Raw genomic sequence first — 15,796 nt, 5'->3', positions numbered from 1 at the left:
CAGTTAACAACGCTGCAGTCTGAAAGACGAAGGGTATTGCTGGAGTAAGTGATGAAGCCTTCTATCGTGTTATACAAAAGCATTCCCACCGATCTGCGTGAACGACTGGAACAGCACTTCACCGTGCACGCCTTCAACGGGCTAAATCCGGAAAACCGCGATGAGTTACGCCAGGCGCTGCAACAGGCAGAAGGGATCATCGGTTCCGGCGGCAAAATTGATGAGGCTTTCTTGCAGCAGGCACCCAAACTGCGCGCGGCTTCAACCATTTCCGTCGGTTACGATAATTTCGACGTTGACGCGCTTAATGCCCATAACGTGCTGCTGATGCACACCCCAACCGTGCTGACTGAAACCGTCGCCGACACCATCATGAGCCTGGTTTTGGCGACAGCTCGTCGCGTGGTAGAAGTGGCCGATCGAGTGAAAGCCGGCGAATGGCAAGGCAGCATCGGGGCAGACTGGTTTGGCGTTGACGTGCACCACAAAACTATCGGCATCCTCGGCATGGGTCGTATTGGTCTGGCGCTGGCGCAACGCGCTCATTTCGGCTTCGGCATGCCGGTGCTGTATAACGCCCGCCGCACTCATGAAGAAGCAGAGCAGCGTTTTAATGCCCGCCGCTGTGACCTGGATACCCTGTTGGCCGAATCCGATTTCATCTGCATTACGCTGCCGCTGACCGACGAAACTTTCCATATGATCAGCCGTGACCAACTGGCGAAGATGAAAAAGAGCGGCATTCTGATCAACGCCGGCCGTGGTCCGGTGGTGGATGAAGCGGCACTGGTTGAGGCGCTGCAACACGGCACTATTCATGCCGCCGGGCTGGACGTGTTCGAACAGGAACCGCTGCCGGTATCTTCACCGCTGTTGACGTTGCCAAACGTGGTGGCGCTGCCGCATATCGGTTCTGCGACCCATGAAACCCGTTATGGCATGGCCGCCTGCGCCGTGGACAACCTGATCGCCGCGCTGACCGGCAAGGTCACAGAAAACTGCGTTAACCCGCAGCTGCTGAAGAAGTAACTTTCATGGGCGGGAGTTTTCCCGCCCTATCTCTTGCCCTTCACCTCCCCCTGCCTTCTCCTCCCTGAAAATCTCGCGCCGGGATGAGGCTATTTTTTCATCGTTCGTCACACTGGGCGTTACCCTACGATAAAAACGCTTCCTGCCACGCGTAAGGAGAGCCATGAAACGCCTGACCCTTCCCCTGCTGATGCTGCTGTCGCCTGCGGCAATGGCAAGCTGGACGCTGCAAAGCTTCCCAGCCTTTGACGGTACCTCCGCCGACGGCTTGTTCACCAGCCACGCCACGCTGCCCAAAGGCGAACTGCCGCTGAAAATTTACCAAGACCAGCAATGCTGGCAGCCAACCACGCCGGTCAAACTGAACCAGACGTTGTCACTGCAACCCTGCGGCGATAACCCGCCGGTTAACTGGCGGCTGTTTCGCACCGGGGAATACCAGGTGCGCATCGACACGCGCAGCGGCACGCCGACGTTACAACTCAGTCTGAAAACCGCAGCGGAAATCGCCACTGCCGCCGCCACGCGCACCTGCCAACGCTGGGACGGTAAACCGGTCACCCTTGACGTCGCGGCAACCTTTGACGAAGGCGAATTGGTACGCGATTTCTATTCAGGCCAAACGGCAAAGGTCAGCCAGGGAAAAATCACCCTGCAACCCGCCACCGGTAGCGGTGGATTGCTGTTGTTGGAATCTGCCGGTAGCGAAAAACCGGCGCCCTTCAATTGGCACAACGCCACGGTGTATTTTGCCCTTACCGATCGCTTTGAGAACGGCAACCCGGCCAACGACCACAGCTACGGACGCCGCAGCGACGGCATGCAGGAGATCGGCACCTTCCACGGCGGCGATCTGGCTGGCCTGATGAACAAACTGGATTATTTGCAACAGCTTGGCGTCAATGCGCTGTGGATCAGTTCGCCGCTGGAGCAAATCCACGGTTGGGTCGGCGGCGGTACCAAAGGAGACTTCCCGCATTACGCTTACCACGGCTATTACGCGCTGGACTGGACCCGACTCGATGCCAATATGGGCAGCGAGCAAGACCTGCGCACGCTGGTCGATCAGGCGCACCAACGCGGTATCCGCATTCTGTTTGACGTGGTAGTGAATCACGTCGGCTACGCCACGCTGGCAGATATGCAGACCTTCCAATTCGGTTCGCTGTATCTGAAGGAGGAAGAAATCGAAAAAACGTTGGGTAAACATTGGGGCGACTGGCGACCAGGCCCAGGTCAAAACTGGCACAGCTTCAACGATTACATCAACTTCAGCGATAAAGCGGGCTGGAGTTCATGGTGGGGCAAAAACTGGATCCGTACCGATATCGGTGACTACGATCCACCCGGCTATAACGATCTCACCATGTCGCTGGCTTTCCTTCCGGACATCAAAACTGAAGCGCCCGGAGCCAGTGGTCTGCCCCTGTTTTACCGCCATAAACCCGATACCGCCGCGCGGGAGATTTCCGGCGCCACCACACGCGACTACCTGACCACCTGGCTTAGCCAGTGGGTACGTGACTATGGCATTGACGGTTTTCGCGTCGACACCGCCAAGCACGTAGAAAAACCAACGCTGGCGCTATTGAAACAGCGTGCCACCGCAGCTCTGGCAGAGTGGAAAACCGCCCATCCACAACAGGCGCTGGATGATGCTCCTTTCTGGATGACCGGCGAAGCCTGGGGCCATGGCGTGATGAAAAGCGACTATTACCAGAACGGCTTCGACGCGATGATCAATTTTGACTTCCAGGATCAGGCTTCCCAGGCCTTGGCTTGCTTCTCCAACATCGATGCCACCTACCGACAGATGGCTGACAAGCTGCAGGATTTCAACGTGTTGAGCTACATCTCCTCGCACGATACCCGGCTGTTCTTTGCCAGCGATGCTAAAGGGTCGCTAACGCTGCAGCAGCGCGCTGCCGATCTATTGCTGTTGGCACCCGGTGCGGTGCAGATTTACTACGGCGATGAAAGTGGCCGTGATCTAGGCCCTACCGGTTCAGATCCGTTGCAGGGTACCCGTTCCGATATGAACTGGGCCGAGTTGCAGGGTAGCAAAGCTCCTCTGTTGGCACACTGGCAGCGGCTGGGTCAATTCCGCGCTCGTCACCCGGCGATCGGTGCCGGCACACAGCAGTCGCAGCAAACGGCACACTACTATGCTTTCAGCCGTCGGCTCGGCGACGATAAAGTGATGGTGGCCTGGGTCGGCGATCGGTCACAATAATTCAGAGAGATATGCTGCTAAAAAACCATCGGGTGAAGTTTACTCCCGGTGGTTGTTTTATGAACCGCATTGCACCGGAAATTGTCTGGCGGTATGGTGGGGTATTACCTGCTAAAAACAATACAGTTGCACCTATGACTTTTTCACTTTTCGGCGACAAATTTACCCGTTACGCGGGCATTACCCGTTTAATGGATGACCTGAACGAAGGCCTGCGCACCCCCGGTGCCATCATGCTCGGCGGCGGTAATCCGGCGCAAATTCCAGAGATGGAAAGCTACTTCAAACAACTGTGCCAGGACATGCTCGATCAGGGCAAACTGACCGAGGCGCTGTGTAACTATGACGGCCCGCAGGGCAAAGACGCCCTGCTGAAAGCGCTGGCTAATTTGCTGCGCGATGAGCTGGGCTGGCAGATCTCGCCACAGAACATTGCACTGACAAATGGCAGCCAGAGCGCGTTTTTCTACTTGTTTAACCTGTTTGCCGGGCGCTATGCCGACGGCAGCCGTCGCCGCGTGCTGTTTCCGTTGGCGCCGGAATATATCGGCTATGCCGATGCCGGGTTGGACGAGGGGCTGTTTGTTTCGGCCAAGCCCAACATTGAGCTGCTGCCGGAAGGTCAGTTCAAGTATCACGTTGACTTCGAACATCTGAATATTGGCGACGATATCGGCATGATCTGCGTGTCGCGCCCAACCAACCCGACCGGTAACGTGATCACCGACGAAGAGCTGATGAAACTCGATCGGCTGGCGCAGCAGCGCAATATCCCGCTGGTGATCGATAACGCTTACGGCGTACCCTTCCCCGGCATTATCTTCAGCGACGCTACGCCGCTGTGGAACCCGAACATTATCCTGTGCATGAGCCTGTCGAAACTTGGCCTGCCCGGCTCGCGCTGCGGCATCGTGATTGCCGATGAGAAAACCATCGGCGCCCTGACCAACATGAACGGCATTATCAGCTTGTCGCCAGGCAGCATGGGGCCGGCCATGGCAACGGAAATGATCGAACGTGGCGACCTGTTGCGACTGTCAAACGAGGTGATCCGTCCGTTCTACAAGCAGCGCGTCGAGCAAACTATCGGCATTATCCGCCGCTATCTGTCGCCGGAACGCTGCCTGATCCATAAACCGGAAGGGGCGATTTTCCTGTGGCTATGGTTCAAGGATCTGCCGATCACCACCGAGCTGTTGTATCAGCGCCTGAAAAAGCGCGGCGTGCTGATGGTGCCAGGCCACTACTTCTTCCCGGGGCTGGAACATGAATGGCCGCATACTCATCAGTGCATGCGGATGAACTACGTGCCGGATCCGGAGAAAATTGAACGTGGCGTGGCGATACTGGCGGAAGAGATCGAGCGTGCTCATCAGGAGGCTGGCTGATTTGAATAAGGGGCGCTCAGACAGCGCCCCAAAGCCTTACATTGCCCAGAACAGCACCGCCAGCAGCTGCGGCGACATGATGCGCAGGAACATCGCCAACGGATATACCGTGGCGTAAGACAGCGCGGCAGCGCCGCTGGTCGGGTGCAGGCCGTTAGCAAATGCCAGCGCCGGCGGATCGGTCATTGAACCTGCCAGCATGCCGGACAGCGTCAAATAATTCATCTTGCCCACCATCCGCGCCAATATGCCAACGCTGAGCAACGGAATTGCGGTGATCAGTGCACCGTAACCAATCCACGCCAACCCTTCGCCATTAATCAGGGTATCGACAAAATTGCCGCCCGACTTCAGCCCCACCACCGCCAGAAATAGCACGATACCCAGTTCACGCAACGCCAGGTTAGCGCTGGGCGGCATAAACCAATACAGCTTGCCAATGCTACCGATACGCCCGAGTATCAAGGCCGCAACCAGCGGCCCACCGGCCAGGCCCAAGCGCAACGCAGCAGGGAAACCCGGTATAAACAGCGGCACAGATCCCAACAGTACCCCCAAACCGATACCGATAAACACCGGCAGCATTTGCACCTGCTGCAACTTCTGTTGGGCATTGCCGACAATGGCCGCCACCGCCTCGATGGACTCCGGGCGGCCAACCAGATTGAGGATGTCGCCGAATTGCAGCGTTACATTGCTGCCTGCCACCAGTTCAACCCCCGCGCGGTTGAGGCGCGAGATCACCACGTCGTACTTTTGCTTCAGGTTCAGATCGCGGATTTTGCTGCCCAAGACTTTTTCATTGGTCACCACCGCCCTCACCACCTGCAGTTCCGTCCCCCGCGTTGACAGCGAGACGTCAACCTCTTCGCCAATCACCAACCGCGCATTTTCCAGACTTTCACGTTTGCCCACCAGATGCAGATAGTCGCCCAGCTCCAGCCTCTCAAGCGGCGCCGGTACCATCAGCAACTCACCGCGTTTCAGGCGTGAACAGATAATATCCTCACCGTTCAGCAGCGGCACATTCTTGATCGCCATCCCTTGCAGGTTCGGGTTACGCACCGCGATATTCATGGTTTGCAGCAGCTCGCGCTGGTTGCCCAGGCTGCTTTCAAAAGCCTGAGCCTCCCGTTCGATATTGATGCGGAAAAACAGGCGTATCAGCCACATCACCAGCAGAATGCCGCAGATACCGAACGGATAGGCCATGGCATAGCCCATCCCCATGCGATCGACCATTGCCGGATCTGAGCCCAAATCGGTAAGAATTTGCTGCCCGGCGCCGAGTGCGGGGGTATTGGTGACGGCACCGGAGAACACGCCAAGAATGATCGGCAGCGGGACGTCAAACAGCTTGTGAACCACCGCCGCGACCACCCCGCCTACCAGCACCAGCAAAATGGCGAAGCCGTTGAGCCGCAACCCGGACACCCGCAAAGAAGAGAAGAAACCAGGCCCGACCTGAATACCTATGGTGTAAACGAACAGGATCAGGCCAAACTCCTGAATGAAGTGCAGCATGTCGCCATTCAGACTGAGCTGCCAACTCTGGGCGAAATGCCCGACGATAATGCCGCCAAACAGCACCCCGCCAATCCCCAACCCAACCCCATACAGCTTCCAGTTACCCATCCACAGCCCGAGAACGGCCACCAACGCCAACATACTGACGGTCAGGGCGATTTCGCTCATAGGTCACATCCTTGCCAGAAGTTTAACAACCGGTTTGCGGTCAAAGTCACACAATTAACAGGGATTTTGGCATAGGTAGGAAAACGCGACTGTGGGTTAAGCCACATAATGCAACGGGGGAAGCCCGTTTGGACTTCCCCCGTCGATACCTTTCCTCTTTCAGGCCGCCGTACGAACCTCTGCGGCCTGAAATGCATAGGTAAAACTATGAATTTTTCAAAGCGTTATTTTGATTCCAATCCCGGCGTGGTGCCGATGGCGATACGCTGTGGCTGCAGAGCTTCTGGGACATGACGCACCAGATCGATATGCAGCAGACCGTTTTCAAACTTGGCCTCAGAGACCTGCAGGTGTTCAGCCAGCGTGAAGGTCAGGTTGAAGTCTTTGAACACCAGCCCCTGATGCAGATATTCCACCTGTTTTTCTGGCGGTGTCGGCTTGCCACGCACGGTCAGGCGTGGGCCTTCTACTTCAATATCCAGCTCACTTTGTTTAAACCCGGCTAACGCCAGAGAAATGCGGTAATGGTTGTCGTCGCTTTTCTCTATGTTGTAAGGCGGGAACCCCTGTGGCTCCTGGCCGCCCATTGAACTGGCCAGTTTGTCGAAACCAATCCACTGACGAAGCAAAGGTGAAAGATCGTAATTACGCATGATGTAAACTCCTTCTATGAAGCGAGATTTTACCCGTAGCTTGAAATTCATAGGGTAAATTAAGGTATGCCCCCTGTCGGCAGGCATTAACATTGCACCAGCGAGACGTTTCGCCGATGAAATATGAATTATTTAATTTCTATACGACGCGGTTTTAATGTTTCCGGTACCAGTCGTTCCATATCGATATACAGCAACCCGTTTTCCAGTTTGGCGCCTTTAATTTGGATATGCTCGGCCAACTGGAATTTACGTTCAAAGTTTCGCTCGGCAATACCTTGATATAAGTAGGTTCTTTCCGCTGGATCGTTATTATGAGCGCCACGGACTATCAGCAGATTGTCCTGGGTAGTGATTTCCAGCTCCTGTTCGGCAAATCCGGCCACCGCGATCGCAATGCGGTAATGATTTTCATCGACCAGCTCAACGTTATAGGGTGGATAACCGCCATTGCTTTGGCTCTGACCTGCCTCCAACGCGTTAAACAAACGGTCAAACCCAATAGCGGAACGGTAAAGCGGTGAAAGATCAAAGTTACGCATAAAACAGCCTCCTAAGGCACTTCAGCGAGGTTGAATAATTAAGCCTTCCATCATGGACAGACTAAATAGCCAGAATTCCCTTACGGCAAATTCTTAATTTGGCCTTGATAAGAAAATGGGGGTCGCTTTCACCATTTCAACCGCTCACGATCAAAAAAATGACAATCAGTTCGGCGAAAGTTTTTTTATCCCTTACAATAAAGTGAGACAACCGCCACAGAGCGGGTCCTTGCTCCTTTTAAAACATCCAGAGGATGTTATAGATCAGCAGATTTTGGGGAACAGCACCCTGCAGGATGGAAAATGAAAACGATAAGAGTCATAGCAACCAGTTGCATGCTGTTAGCGACCAACGGCTGCTCCAGCGTAATGAGTCATACCGGCCCTAATCAGGGTTACTATCCTGGCACCCGTGCCAGCGTGGATATGCTGAAGGACGACAATACCAGCTGGGCAATGATGCCGCTGGTGGCGTTGGACCTGCCATTCTCGGCGGTGATGGATACCGTATTACTGCCTTACGACTACATGCGCTCCGGCAGCGACAGTACCGCGGACTCACCTAAAGCGCGTATTTTGCGCGGCGAAGAGCAGAACCTGGCCGCTAGCGGCGATCCGGCCCATGCCGCTACGACCACACCCCAGTAAAATATTCTGATGCGGGCTTCTCGCCCGCCCCCTCGATCAGACTTCAACCACAAAAATCTGGCTGAATCCGTCGACCTCGCGCATAAAGGCCACTTTGTTTCCATCCGGTGAAAATACGATAGCATCGCCCGATGGGGGTAGCGCCGTCCGCTGAGTCAGGCGCTGCATGCGGCCGCTGGCCACCTCGCACAGCATCAGGCTGTTGTCACACACCAGCGCAATTCGCCCACCCTGTGGGTGCCAACTGAACGCCGATTGGATCCCCTGTTCACCACGAGTGACCTGCCGCGGTTCACCGCCGTTTGGCGAAACCGTCCACAGCTGTACCACACCCGCATCATCCTTCATTAAACAGGCAATCATGCTGCCATCGGGCGAGCTGCGCAGCCAGTGACGAGGGGCGGTTACCACGCCTGGATAACGACGCTCGCCGGTAAAGGTCAACCGCCGTTGGTGCACGCCCCGCGGTGGCGCAGGCAAGCTGTTTGCGGTCCCCTGCAGCGGCCGGGAACCTGCCCTGGCGTAATCAGCGTCATCCTGCGGCAAATCCACAATGAATACTTCCGGCAACTTTTCACCGTGATGAGAAAGAGTGTCGCCGATAAATGCCAGCGCCCAGCGCTGCTGACGCCCATCGGGCCGTACATAGCCCCTTTGCCCGACCCAGCCCTCTTCATAGGCGCGGTTAATCTGATCGCTGCCGGGTTGGGGTTGTGTCGTGGTCTCGCTCACCAGCACGCAGTAATGGCTGCCGTCATATTCACGAGGATGCTGCTTCGGCGGGTTCACTCCCTGTAACGGTACGGCCACGCCAACGTTACGCAGGTCCTGCGCCCGATCCAGTTCGTGCATGACGTGGTCGTTATAAGTAAAGCTCAGGCGACTGCCGTCCGGGCTGAACACATGTACGTGAGTGCCGCCACGCAGTGCACCCGGCGTATAAGGGGGAGTGATATCCATCGCATCAAGGGTAATAGCCAGCTCACGGTCGGGTTCGCTGACGATCACCCCGCGGCGATGGTGAAAATCGTAATGCCAGACGCTGTCTGGGTGTTCAGGCCCATGAATGAAAGCATAGCGGGCGGGTTCATCCGGGCAGACGGTCACTACACCAACGTGGGCGCCCTGTTGGGCGCGATACACGACTTCGACTACGCCGGTATCGACATTCACCCGCTCGATGCTCAGACCGGTGAAGGAGGCACCGTTCGGGCGTACGTCGTAAGCCAGCCACTGGCTGTCCGGCGTCCAGACATTAATATTGGTTAACTGATGCCCACGTGGGTCAAAAGTCAGCTGTTTTTCCCGATGGCTCATGGCGGCTCCCCTGCGCATGCTGGCACTGAGCCGCCATCTTACCGGATCACCCGACGCGTTTCACATCACCCACCAACAGCAGGTACGACAGCGCACCAATCAATGCCACGACGGAGATATAAATCAGCGAAGGAGCAAAACCATAATCCTGCGCCAAATATCCCACCACCAGTGGTACGGTGATGCCACCCAGCCCGCCGACAAAGTTGAAAACCCCGCCGGTCAGGCCAATCAAGCGGGTAGGCGCCAGCGATGACACCAGCGACCAGGTGATGGAAGCGAAACCGTTGCCAAAGAACGCCAGTGCCATCAGCACCATAATCCACAGCGGATCATTGGTGTAATTTGCCCCCATGATGCAGGTGGAAAGCAGCAATCCGCAGATAATCGGCGTTTTCCGCGCAAAACCGATAGAGCGGCCGCTGCGTAGCAAACGATCGGCCACGAAGCCGGATAGCAAGACGCCACAAAATGCGGCCAGAAATGGCACCGTAGTCATAAAGCCTGCGGTCAGTGCGGCGATATGCTTTTCCTGGGTCAGGTAGTTAGGGAACCAGGTGAGGAAAAACCACAGCGTAGAGGTAATGGCAAACTGGCCGATATAAACCCCCACCAACTTGCGGTGGAACACCAGTTTCCAATCGGCGGCGGTGAGCGCCACGCGGCTTTTCTTTTCCGATGCAACGTCGCCGTCGACCATGCCGCCACCGGCTTGAATATATGTCAGTTCGGCAGCGTTCACCCCTTTGCTGTTGCGCGGTGATTGGTACACCCGCTGCCATATCAGCGCCCAAACGATGCCGATACCGCCAGTGATAATAAATACCCAGTGCCAGCTCAAAATTTCCTGCACCCATATCAGCAGCGGCGTCAGAAACGCCAGCCCGACAAACTGACCGGATGTATAAAACCCAACCGCCGATGCACGCTCCTGCTCGGGGAACCAACTGGTGACTATCCGGTTATTGGTGGGAAACGCGGGCGCTTCAAATAAGCCGGTCACTGCGCGCAGACCGATCAGGGATGCCAGACCGCCAGCAAATCCCTGCAGCAGCGTGGCGATCGACCAACCCATGATGGCAATAAAATAGGTTAGTTTTGACCCGACGCGATCCAGAAACCAACCGCCGGGGATCTGACACAGAGTATAGGTCCAGGCAAAAGCCGAGAAAATATAGCCCATCTGCGCCTTGCTGATGCCAAATTCCTGTTGAATATGCGCCGAAGCTACCGCCAGGTTGGCGCGGTCGACATAACAAATGACTACGGTGACAAATATCATTAATAGCGTCAGGTAGCGGCGTTTACTTCGTGGTGTTGAGGTCAAGGTTGTGTCCATTCTTGTTATTCCGTTATTTTTCGGATTTTAATAATGGTGAGAAGAAACTGTAGGGCAACTCACCAGCTGAAATTACAAATGATGATTAATGGTTTTTATATTCTCAGGCGAGACTGTACTTTTTCTTTGCCTACCCAGTTTTATGCCCATCACGCCGCCGATAATTAATGCTATAGCGACAATAATCAGCGCTGCCGTATAACTGTCGGTTACGTCCTTAATTCGCCCCATCACCGGTGGAAAAATAAGTCCGGCAATATTGGCCACCGCATTAATCAAGGCGATCGATGCCGCACCGGCAACCCCCGCCACCGTTTCTGTCGTCACGGCCCAGAATATGGGAGTGATCGCCCAATTCAGACCCACGGTCAGCACCAGCAGACCGTAGGCCAGGATCAGGTTATGGCTGTAAATCGCCAATAGCAGCAATCCCCCGGCGACCATCAGTGGAAGCCCAAGGTGCCAAGAGCGCTCCTTGGTAAGATCGGAATGCCTTCCGTTCAAATACATAAAGAGACAGGCGAAAAGGAAGGGGACCGCGGAAAGCAGACTAACAATAAAATTGCTCTGCTCGGCCACCACGCCCTTAACTATCAGAGGTAAAAACAGCGTGATGCCTATGGTGCCGAATGCCTGCAACAACCACAGTAAACTCAACGCCCACACGCGTTGGCTTTTCAGCGCCGCCTTCCAGCCATGGTGGTGGCCCAGAGTCGCCTGCCCAGATTCATTCGTCAGGGTTTCGGCTAACCATGCACGCTGTTGTGGCGTCAGCCAGCGCGCTTTCTCCGGCGCATCGTCAAGGTAGAAATACACCATGATACCCAGTGCCATCGCCGGAATGCCTTCCAGCAGGAATAACCAGCGCCAGCCTTCAATTCCGAAAAAACCATGCATGCCGAGGATGGATCCGGATATCGGCAACCCAATCACCGAAGCCAATGCAGCACCTATATAAAACAATGACATCGCACGTGCACGATCGCTGCGGGGATACCAGCAGGAGAGATAATAGATAATCCCAGGGGTAAACCCGGCCTCCGCAATACCCAGCAAGAAACGCATCGCATACAGCTGATTCGCGGTTTGCACCAGGCTCATGCCGGCGGCGACAACCCCCCAGGTGATCATAATGCGCGCGATCCACAGTTTGGCGCCCACGCGGGTTAATATGACGTTGCTCGGCACCTCGAAAATAATATAAGAAATATAAAATATACCGGCCGCAATGCCGTACATTTCCGCCGTCATGGCCAAATCGGCATTCATCTGCAATGCAGCCACGGAAATATTTGAGCGATCTATATAAGCAACCAGGTAAAGAATCATAATGAAAGGTATGATTCTTATATTCATTTTTTTAATTATTGAGGAGTACAGATCGTTATTCATCGCCTACCCTCACATTCTATTTTGCAGGTGTGCATCTCGCCTGACAGCAATGACAGGCGAGACCTGATCGAGGTATCTTTTCAGCGTTAATTTACAATGTGTTATTTAATAAAGAATTACCACTCGGCAATGGCACCGTCCGGGTGACGCCATACCGGATTACGCCAGTCAGGCGCCTGTTTACTGCGTTCGATCACCAGTTCTTCGTTGATCTCTACGCCAAGACCCGGCTTGGTCAGTGGATAAAAATGACCATCGGTCATTTTGAAATCCTCTTTATTCACAACATAATCCAGCAACTCGGCACCCTGGTTATAGTGAATGCCCATGCTTTGTTCCTGGAACACCGCGTTGCGCGCTACAAAATCCACATGCAGACAAGAGGCCAGCGCGATCGGCCCCAGTGGGCAATGCGGTGCCAACGCGACGTCATAAGATTCCGCCATGGCAGCAATCTTAAAGCATTCGGTAATGCCGCCGGCGTGGGACAGGTCAGGCTGAATAATTGCCAGGCCACCGTCCGCCAACACCCTTTTAAAATCAAAACGCGAGTACATACGTTCACCGGCGGCAATCGGGATATGGGTCTGCGCAGCCAGTCGTGGATAGTATTCCGCCTGCTCCGCCAACACCGGCTCTTCTATAAACAGCGGGCGATAAGGCTCCAGCTCTTTGATCAGGATTTTCGCCATCGGTGCATCAACACGCCCATGGAAGTCCAAGCCAAACTCGATCCTGTTGCCAAAAGCTTCGCGGATCTGCGCAACCACCGCCACCGCAGCATCCACCTTGCGCGCGCTGTCGATAATGCCCATTTCTTCACAGCCGTTCAGCTTAAAGGTATCGAAGCCGATTTCCGTCAGCTTGTTGATTCCCGCTATCACATCGGAGGGACGGTCGCCACCTACCCAGCTATAGGCCTTGATTTTGTCACGCACCAGACCACCCAGCAGCTGATAGACCGGCACACCCAACGTCTTACCCTTGATATCCCACAACGCCTGGTCGATACCGGCTATCGCGCTCATCAGTATCGGCCCGCCACGATAGAAACCGCCGCGATACAGCGTTTGCCAGATATCGTTTATCCGCGCCGGATCCTGGCCGACCACATATTCCGACAGCTCATGTACCGCCGCTTCTACACTACGCGCGCGCCCTTCAATAACCGGCTCGCCCCAGCCGACAATGCCCTCGTCGGTTTCAATTTTCAGGAACATCCAGCGCGGCGGCAGCCGATAGGTGGTCAGTTTGGTTATTTTCATTGAGTCGCTTCCTTATAGGCCCGAACAAATGCAGCAGCCTGCTGTGCCGTGCGCTCAACCGATTGACCGGCGCGATAGAGATCGCCCCCCAACCCGGCACCCGCACAGCCTGCGGCCAGATATTGATGCAGGTTTTCCGGCGTAATACCGCCGACGGCAAACACCGGCACCTGCGGTGGCAATACTGCCTTCAATGCCTTTATGTAATCTGGGCCAAAGGACACCGACGGAAAAATCTTCAGCGCCTGGGCGCCGGCTTCCAGCGCGTTGAACGCTTCCGAGGCGGTGGCGCAACCGGCACAGACCGTCATGCCGAGCTCAACCGCCCGGCGGATCACCGTCGGCTGGGTGTTGGGCGTCACTACCAGTTTGCCCCCCAACCTGGCCAACTCATCGACCTGTGTCGATTGCAGCACGGTGCCGGCGCCAATCAACGCACGATCGCCGTATTTTTTTACCATATCGCCAATGCTTTGCTGCCAGTCCGGCGAGTTCATCGGTATTTCGATCGCGTCGAACCCTTCACGTAATAGTGCCTGGACGTGTTCGCCTACATCCTGCGGCGTAATACCGCGCAAGATGGCGATCAACGGCAACTCAGTATTCCAGCTCATGCACAATGCTCCTTATCCCCGATTGAAAAGCCCGATCGCCGTCCAGTATCTGGTGGCATATCCCGGCCATATTCAGCGCCTGAGCGTAACGTTCACCCAGTTGCGGATTACCGATTACCGTGAGCTCCGCTCCCGGCGGCAGCGGATACTCACGCTGCATCTGCGCGACCTCGTTGCCAATCAGCAACCCCGAAAGCCAGTCGCTGACCGCGCTTTTTTCCAGTTTTCCAAGCACATGAGCGGCACGGGTTTCAAACAGGCTGCGCACAATATGAGTTTCATGCATGCCGGTCTCCAACCCACGCACAAATGCCTGCGGATCAGGATGCTGCCTGCCCAGCCCTGCACCAATCAGCGAATGCTGGAGCAGCAGATGATGCAACTCACCGGTCATGACCGTGCGGAAATCGGCCAAAGTATCCCCCTCCATCCGCACCCATTTGCTGTGGGTGCCGGGCATCACATACACCGCCGAGGGCCGTTCCGCATAAGCGCCAATCAGTTGGGTTTCTTCACCGCGCATGACATTGCAATTATCTGCACGTTCGACGCATATTCCCGGGATGATCCATGCGGAATAAGGTAAAGCCTGCTCTACCACGGTTAACTGCTGCGCCACATCGTTCAGACGGGTTGGACATTGCAGATAAGGTGCCTGCAACCAACCGGCATTGCTGCCGATCATCCCCGCCATCACCACCGGCAGCGGTTCCGCCCAGCGAGCCATCAGCTCACTGAAAACCTGCTGCGGCGAACGGTCGCCAAGGCGGGTAACACCGGCCTCCGACTGCAGGCTGTCGACACAGACACCCTGTTCGTAGCGCCAGACACGCAAGTTAGTGGAACCCCAGTCAATCGCGATAAAGCTGTCACTCATGTAATGTCCTTTAACCTTTTGGTAGAGCTGGCAATCATTGCCAGTGCCGCCTGTTCGGCAGCATCTGGATCCTGATGACGGATAGCGTCATACAATTCCCGATGCTCACGCAGGGTACGCGGCATATTGCCCTCATCCGGCATATAGGTACGCTCAAACACCGCGCGCTGGAGCGAACTAATCGCTACGCTAAGTTGTTGCAATACCGGGTTATGCACCGCCGCCAGCACCGCTTCGTGGTAGCGGATATCAGCTTCATTGAAGCGTTCACGATCCTGGTGATGGGTCATCATGTCGTTCAGCGCCGACTCAATCACCGCCAGTTCGCTGGACGTCGCCCGTTCCGCTGCCCAGCGGGCTATAGAAGGCTCCACCAGGTTACGAACCTCGCTCATCGCAGCAATCAGCCGTGGGTCGTAATCCTGGGCCAACACCCAGTTCAGTACGTCGGTATCCAGGTAATTCCACTGATTGCGCAGGGTGACAAAGGCGCCGCGATAGCGTTTAACCTCGACCAAACGCTTTGCCATCAACGCGCGGAGCACTTCGCGGATAATGTTGCGCGAGGTCTGAAACTCTTCGCACAACTCGGCCTCGGCCGGCAGTGGTGAACCCGGCATATACTTTCCGCCGACGATCTGCCGGCCAATCTCAATAATGATTCGGTCTGTTTTCCCGATCTGCTGCTTATTCATAATGACTCCGTGGCGTTCGCCATGCTGTGGTGACGGATTCACTTTACCCGTAGCGCCTGCTGGCGTCCTGCGGTTGCAGCACAATCTTCATAACTCACTCACCTACCGA

General features: G+C 55.5%; 14 protein-coding genes. 4 read left to right on the top strand and 10 right to left on the bottom strand.

Annotated elements, in window-relative coordinates; all coding sequences use genetic code 11:
• The first annotated feature begins 51 nt into the window (after positions 1–51).
• The 3 genes from ghrB to AC1RKC_RS12410 all read left to right on the top strand — a co-directional run bounded on the left by ghrB (position 52) and on the right by AC1RKC_RS12410 (position 4,650).
• Positions 52–1,029: a glyoxylate/hydroxypyruvate reductase GhrB gene (gene ghrB, locus AC1RKC_RS12420; RefSeq protein ID WP_115057908.1), complete on the top strand. Its 978-nt coding sequence runs from the start codon at positions 52–54 to the stop codon at positions 1,027–1,029.
• Between the two features lie 163 nt (positions 1,030–1,192).
• Positions 1,193–3,262 carry an alpha-amylase gene (locus AC1RKC_RS12415; RefSeq protein WP_308529937.1) on the top strand — a complete coding sequence of 690 codons (2,070 nt, stop codon included), beginning with the start codon at positions 1,193–1,195 and terminating at the stop codon, positions 3,260–3,262.
• 134 nt (positions 3,263–3,396) lie between these two features.
• A complete protein-coding gene (locus AC1RKC_RS12410) occupies positions 3,397–4,650 on the top strand; it encodes a valine--pyruvate transaminase (RefSeq protein WP_041415136.1) in 1,254 nt (417 codons plus the stop codon).
• 36 nt (positions 4,651–4,686) lie between these two features.
• On the opposite strand, the gene AC1RKC_RS12405 is transcribed toward AC1RKC_RS12410, so the two are convergent.
• The 3 genes from AC1RKC_RS12405 to ibpA form a co-directional block, all read right to left on the bottom strand.
• Entirely contained in the window at positions 4,687–6,345 is a 1,659-nt protein-coding gene (locus AC1RKC_RS12405; protein ID WP_046374825.1) for a putative transporter, read from the bottom strand.
• A 224-nt stretch (positions 6,346–6,569) separates the two neighbouring features.
• A complete protein-coding gene (gene ibpB, locus AC1RKC_RS12400) occupies positions 6,570–6,998 on the bottom strand; it encodes a small heat shock chaperone IbpB (protein ID WP_020824647.1) in 429 nt (142 codons plus the stop codon).
• A 128-nt stretch (positions 6,999–7,126) separates the two neighbouring features.
• Entirely contained in the window at positions 7,127–7,540 is a 414-nt protein-coding gene (gene ibpA / locus AC1RKC_RS12395) for a small heat shock chaperone IbpA (protein WP_046374826.1), read from the bottom strand.
• Between the two features lie 303 nt (positions 7,541–7,843).
• Between ibpA and AC1RKC_RS12390 the strand changes: the two genes are divergently transcribed.
• On the top strand, positions 7,844–8,188 hold the full coding sequence (locus AC1RKC_RS12390; protein ID WP_041414075.1) for a YceK/YidQ family lipoprotein: 345 nt from the start codon (positions 7,844–7,846) through the stop codon (positions 8,186–8,188).
• Between the two features lie 36 nt (positions 8,189–8,224).
• On the opposite strand, the gene AC1RKC_RS12385 is transcribed toward AC1RKC_RS12390, so the two are convergent.
• The 7 genes from AC1RKC_RS12385 to dgoR form a co-directional block, all read right to left on the bottom strand.
• Positions 8,225–9,505 carry a YidR family protein gene (locus AC1RKC_RS12385; protein WP_493092594.1) on the bottom strand — a complete coding sequence of 427 codons (1,281 nt, stop codon included), beginning with the start codon at positions 9,503–9,505 and terminating at the stop codon, positions 8,225–8,227.
• 46 nt (positions 9,506–9,551) lie between these two features.
• Entirely contained in the window at positions 9,552–10,844 is a 1,293-nt protein-coding gene (locus AC1RKC_RS12380; RefSeq protein ID WP_261136405.1) for an MFS transporter, read from the bottom strand.
• A gap of 72 nt (positions 10,845–10,916) precedes the next feature.
• Positions 10,917–12,236: an MFS transporter gene (locus AC1RKC_RS12375; protein WP_041414071.1), complete on the bottom strand. Its 1,320-nt coding sequence runs from the start codon at positions 12,234–12,236 to the stop codon at positions 10,917–10,919.
• A 116-nt stretch (positions 12,237–12,352) separates the two neighbouring features.
• Positions 12,353–13,501, bottom strand: a complete 1,149-nt coding sequence (gene dgoD / locus AC1RKC_RS12370; protein WP_046374829.1) for a galactonate dehydratase — start codon at positions 13,499–13,501, stop codon at positions 12,353–12,355.
• A complete protein-coding gene (locus AC1RKC_RS12365) occupies positions 13,498–14,115 on the bottom strand; it encodes a 2-dehydro-3-deoxy-6-phosphogalactonate aldolase (protein ID WP_020824639.1) in 618 nt (205 codons plus the stop codon). The genes dgoD and AC1RKC_RS12365 overlap by 4 nt, the downstream gene beginning before the upstream one ends.
• Positions 14,099–14,992: a 2-dehydro-3-deoxygalactonokinase gene (locus AC1RKC_RS12360; protein WP_046374830.1), complete on the bottom strand. Its 894-nt coding sequence runs from the start codon at positions 14,990–14,992 to the stop codon at positions 14,099–14,101. Before AC1RKC_RS12360 ends, AC1RKC_RS12365 begins: the two co-directional genes overlap by 17 nt.
• On the bottom strand, positions 14,989–15,687 hold the full coding sequence (gene dgoR / locus AC1RKC_RS12355) for a D-galactonate utilization transcriptional regulator DgoR (protein ID WP_020824637.1): 699 nt from the start codon (positions 15,685–15,687) through the stop codon (positions 14,989–14,991). The genes AC1RKC_RS12360 and dgoR overlap by 4 nt, the downstream gene beginning before the upstream one ends.
• Between the last annotated feature and the right edge of the window lie 109 nt (positions 15,688–15,796).

It is taken from the genome of Serratia sp. GW822-FHT06E05, from assembly GCF_058799445.1.
The sequence above is the reverse complement of the archived record's forward strand: the minus strand, read 5'-3'. Positions and strand labels throughout refer to the sequence as shown.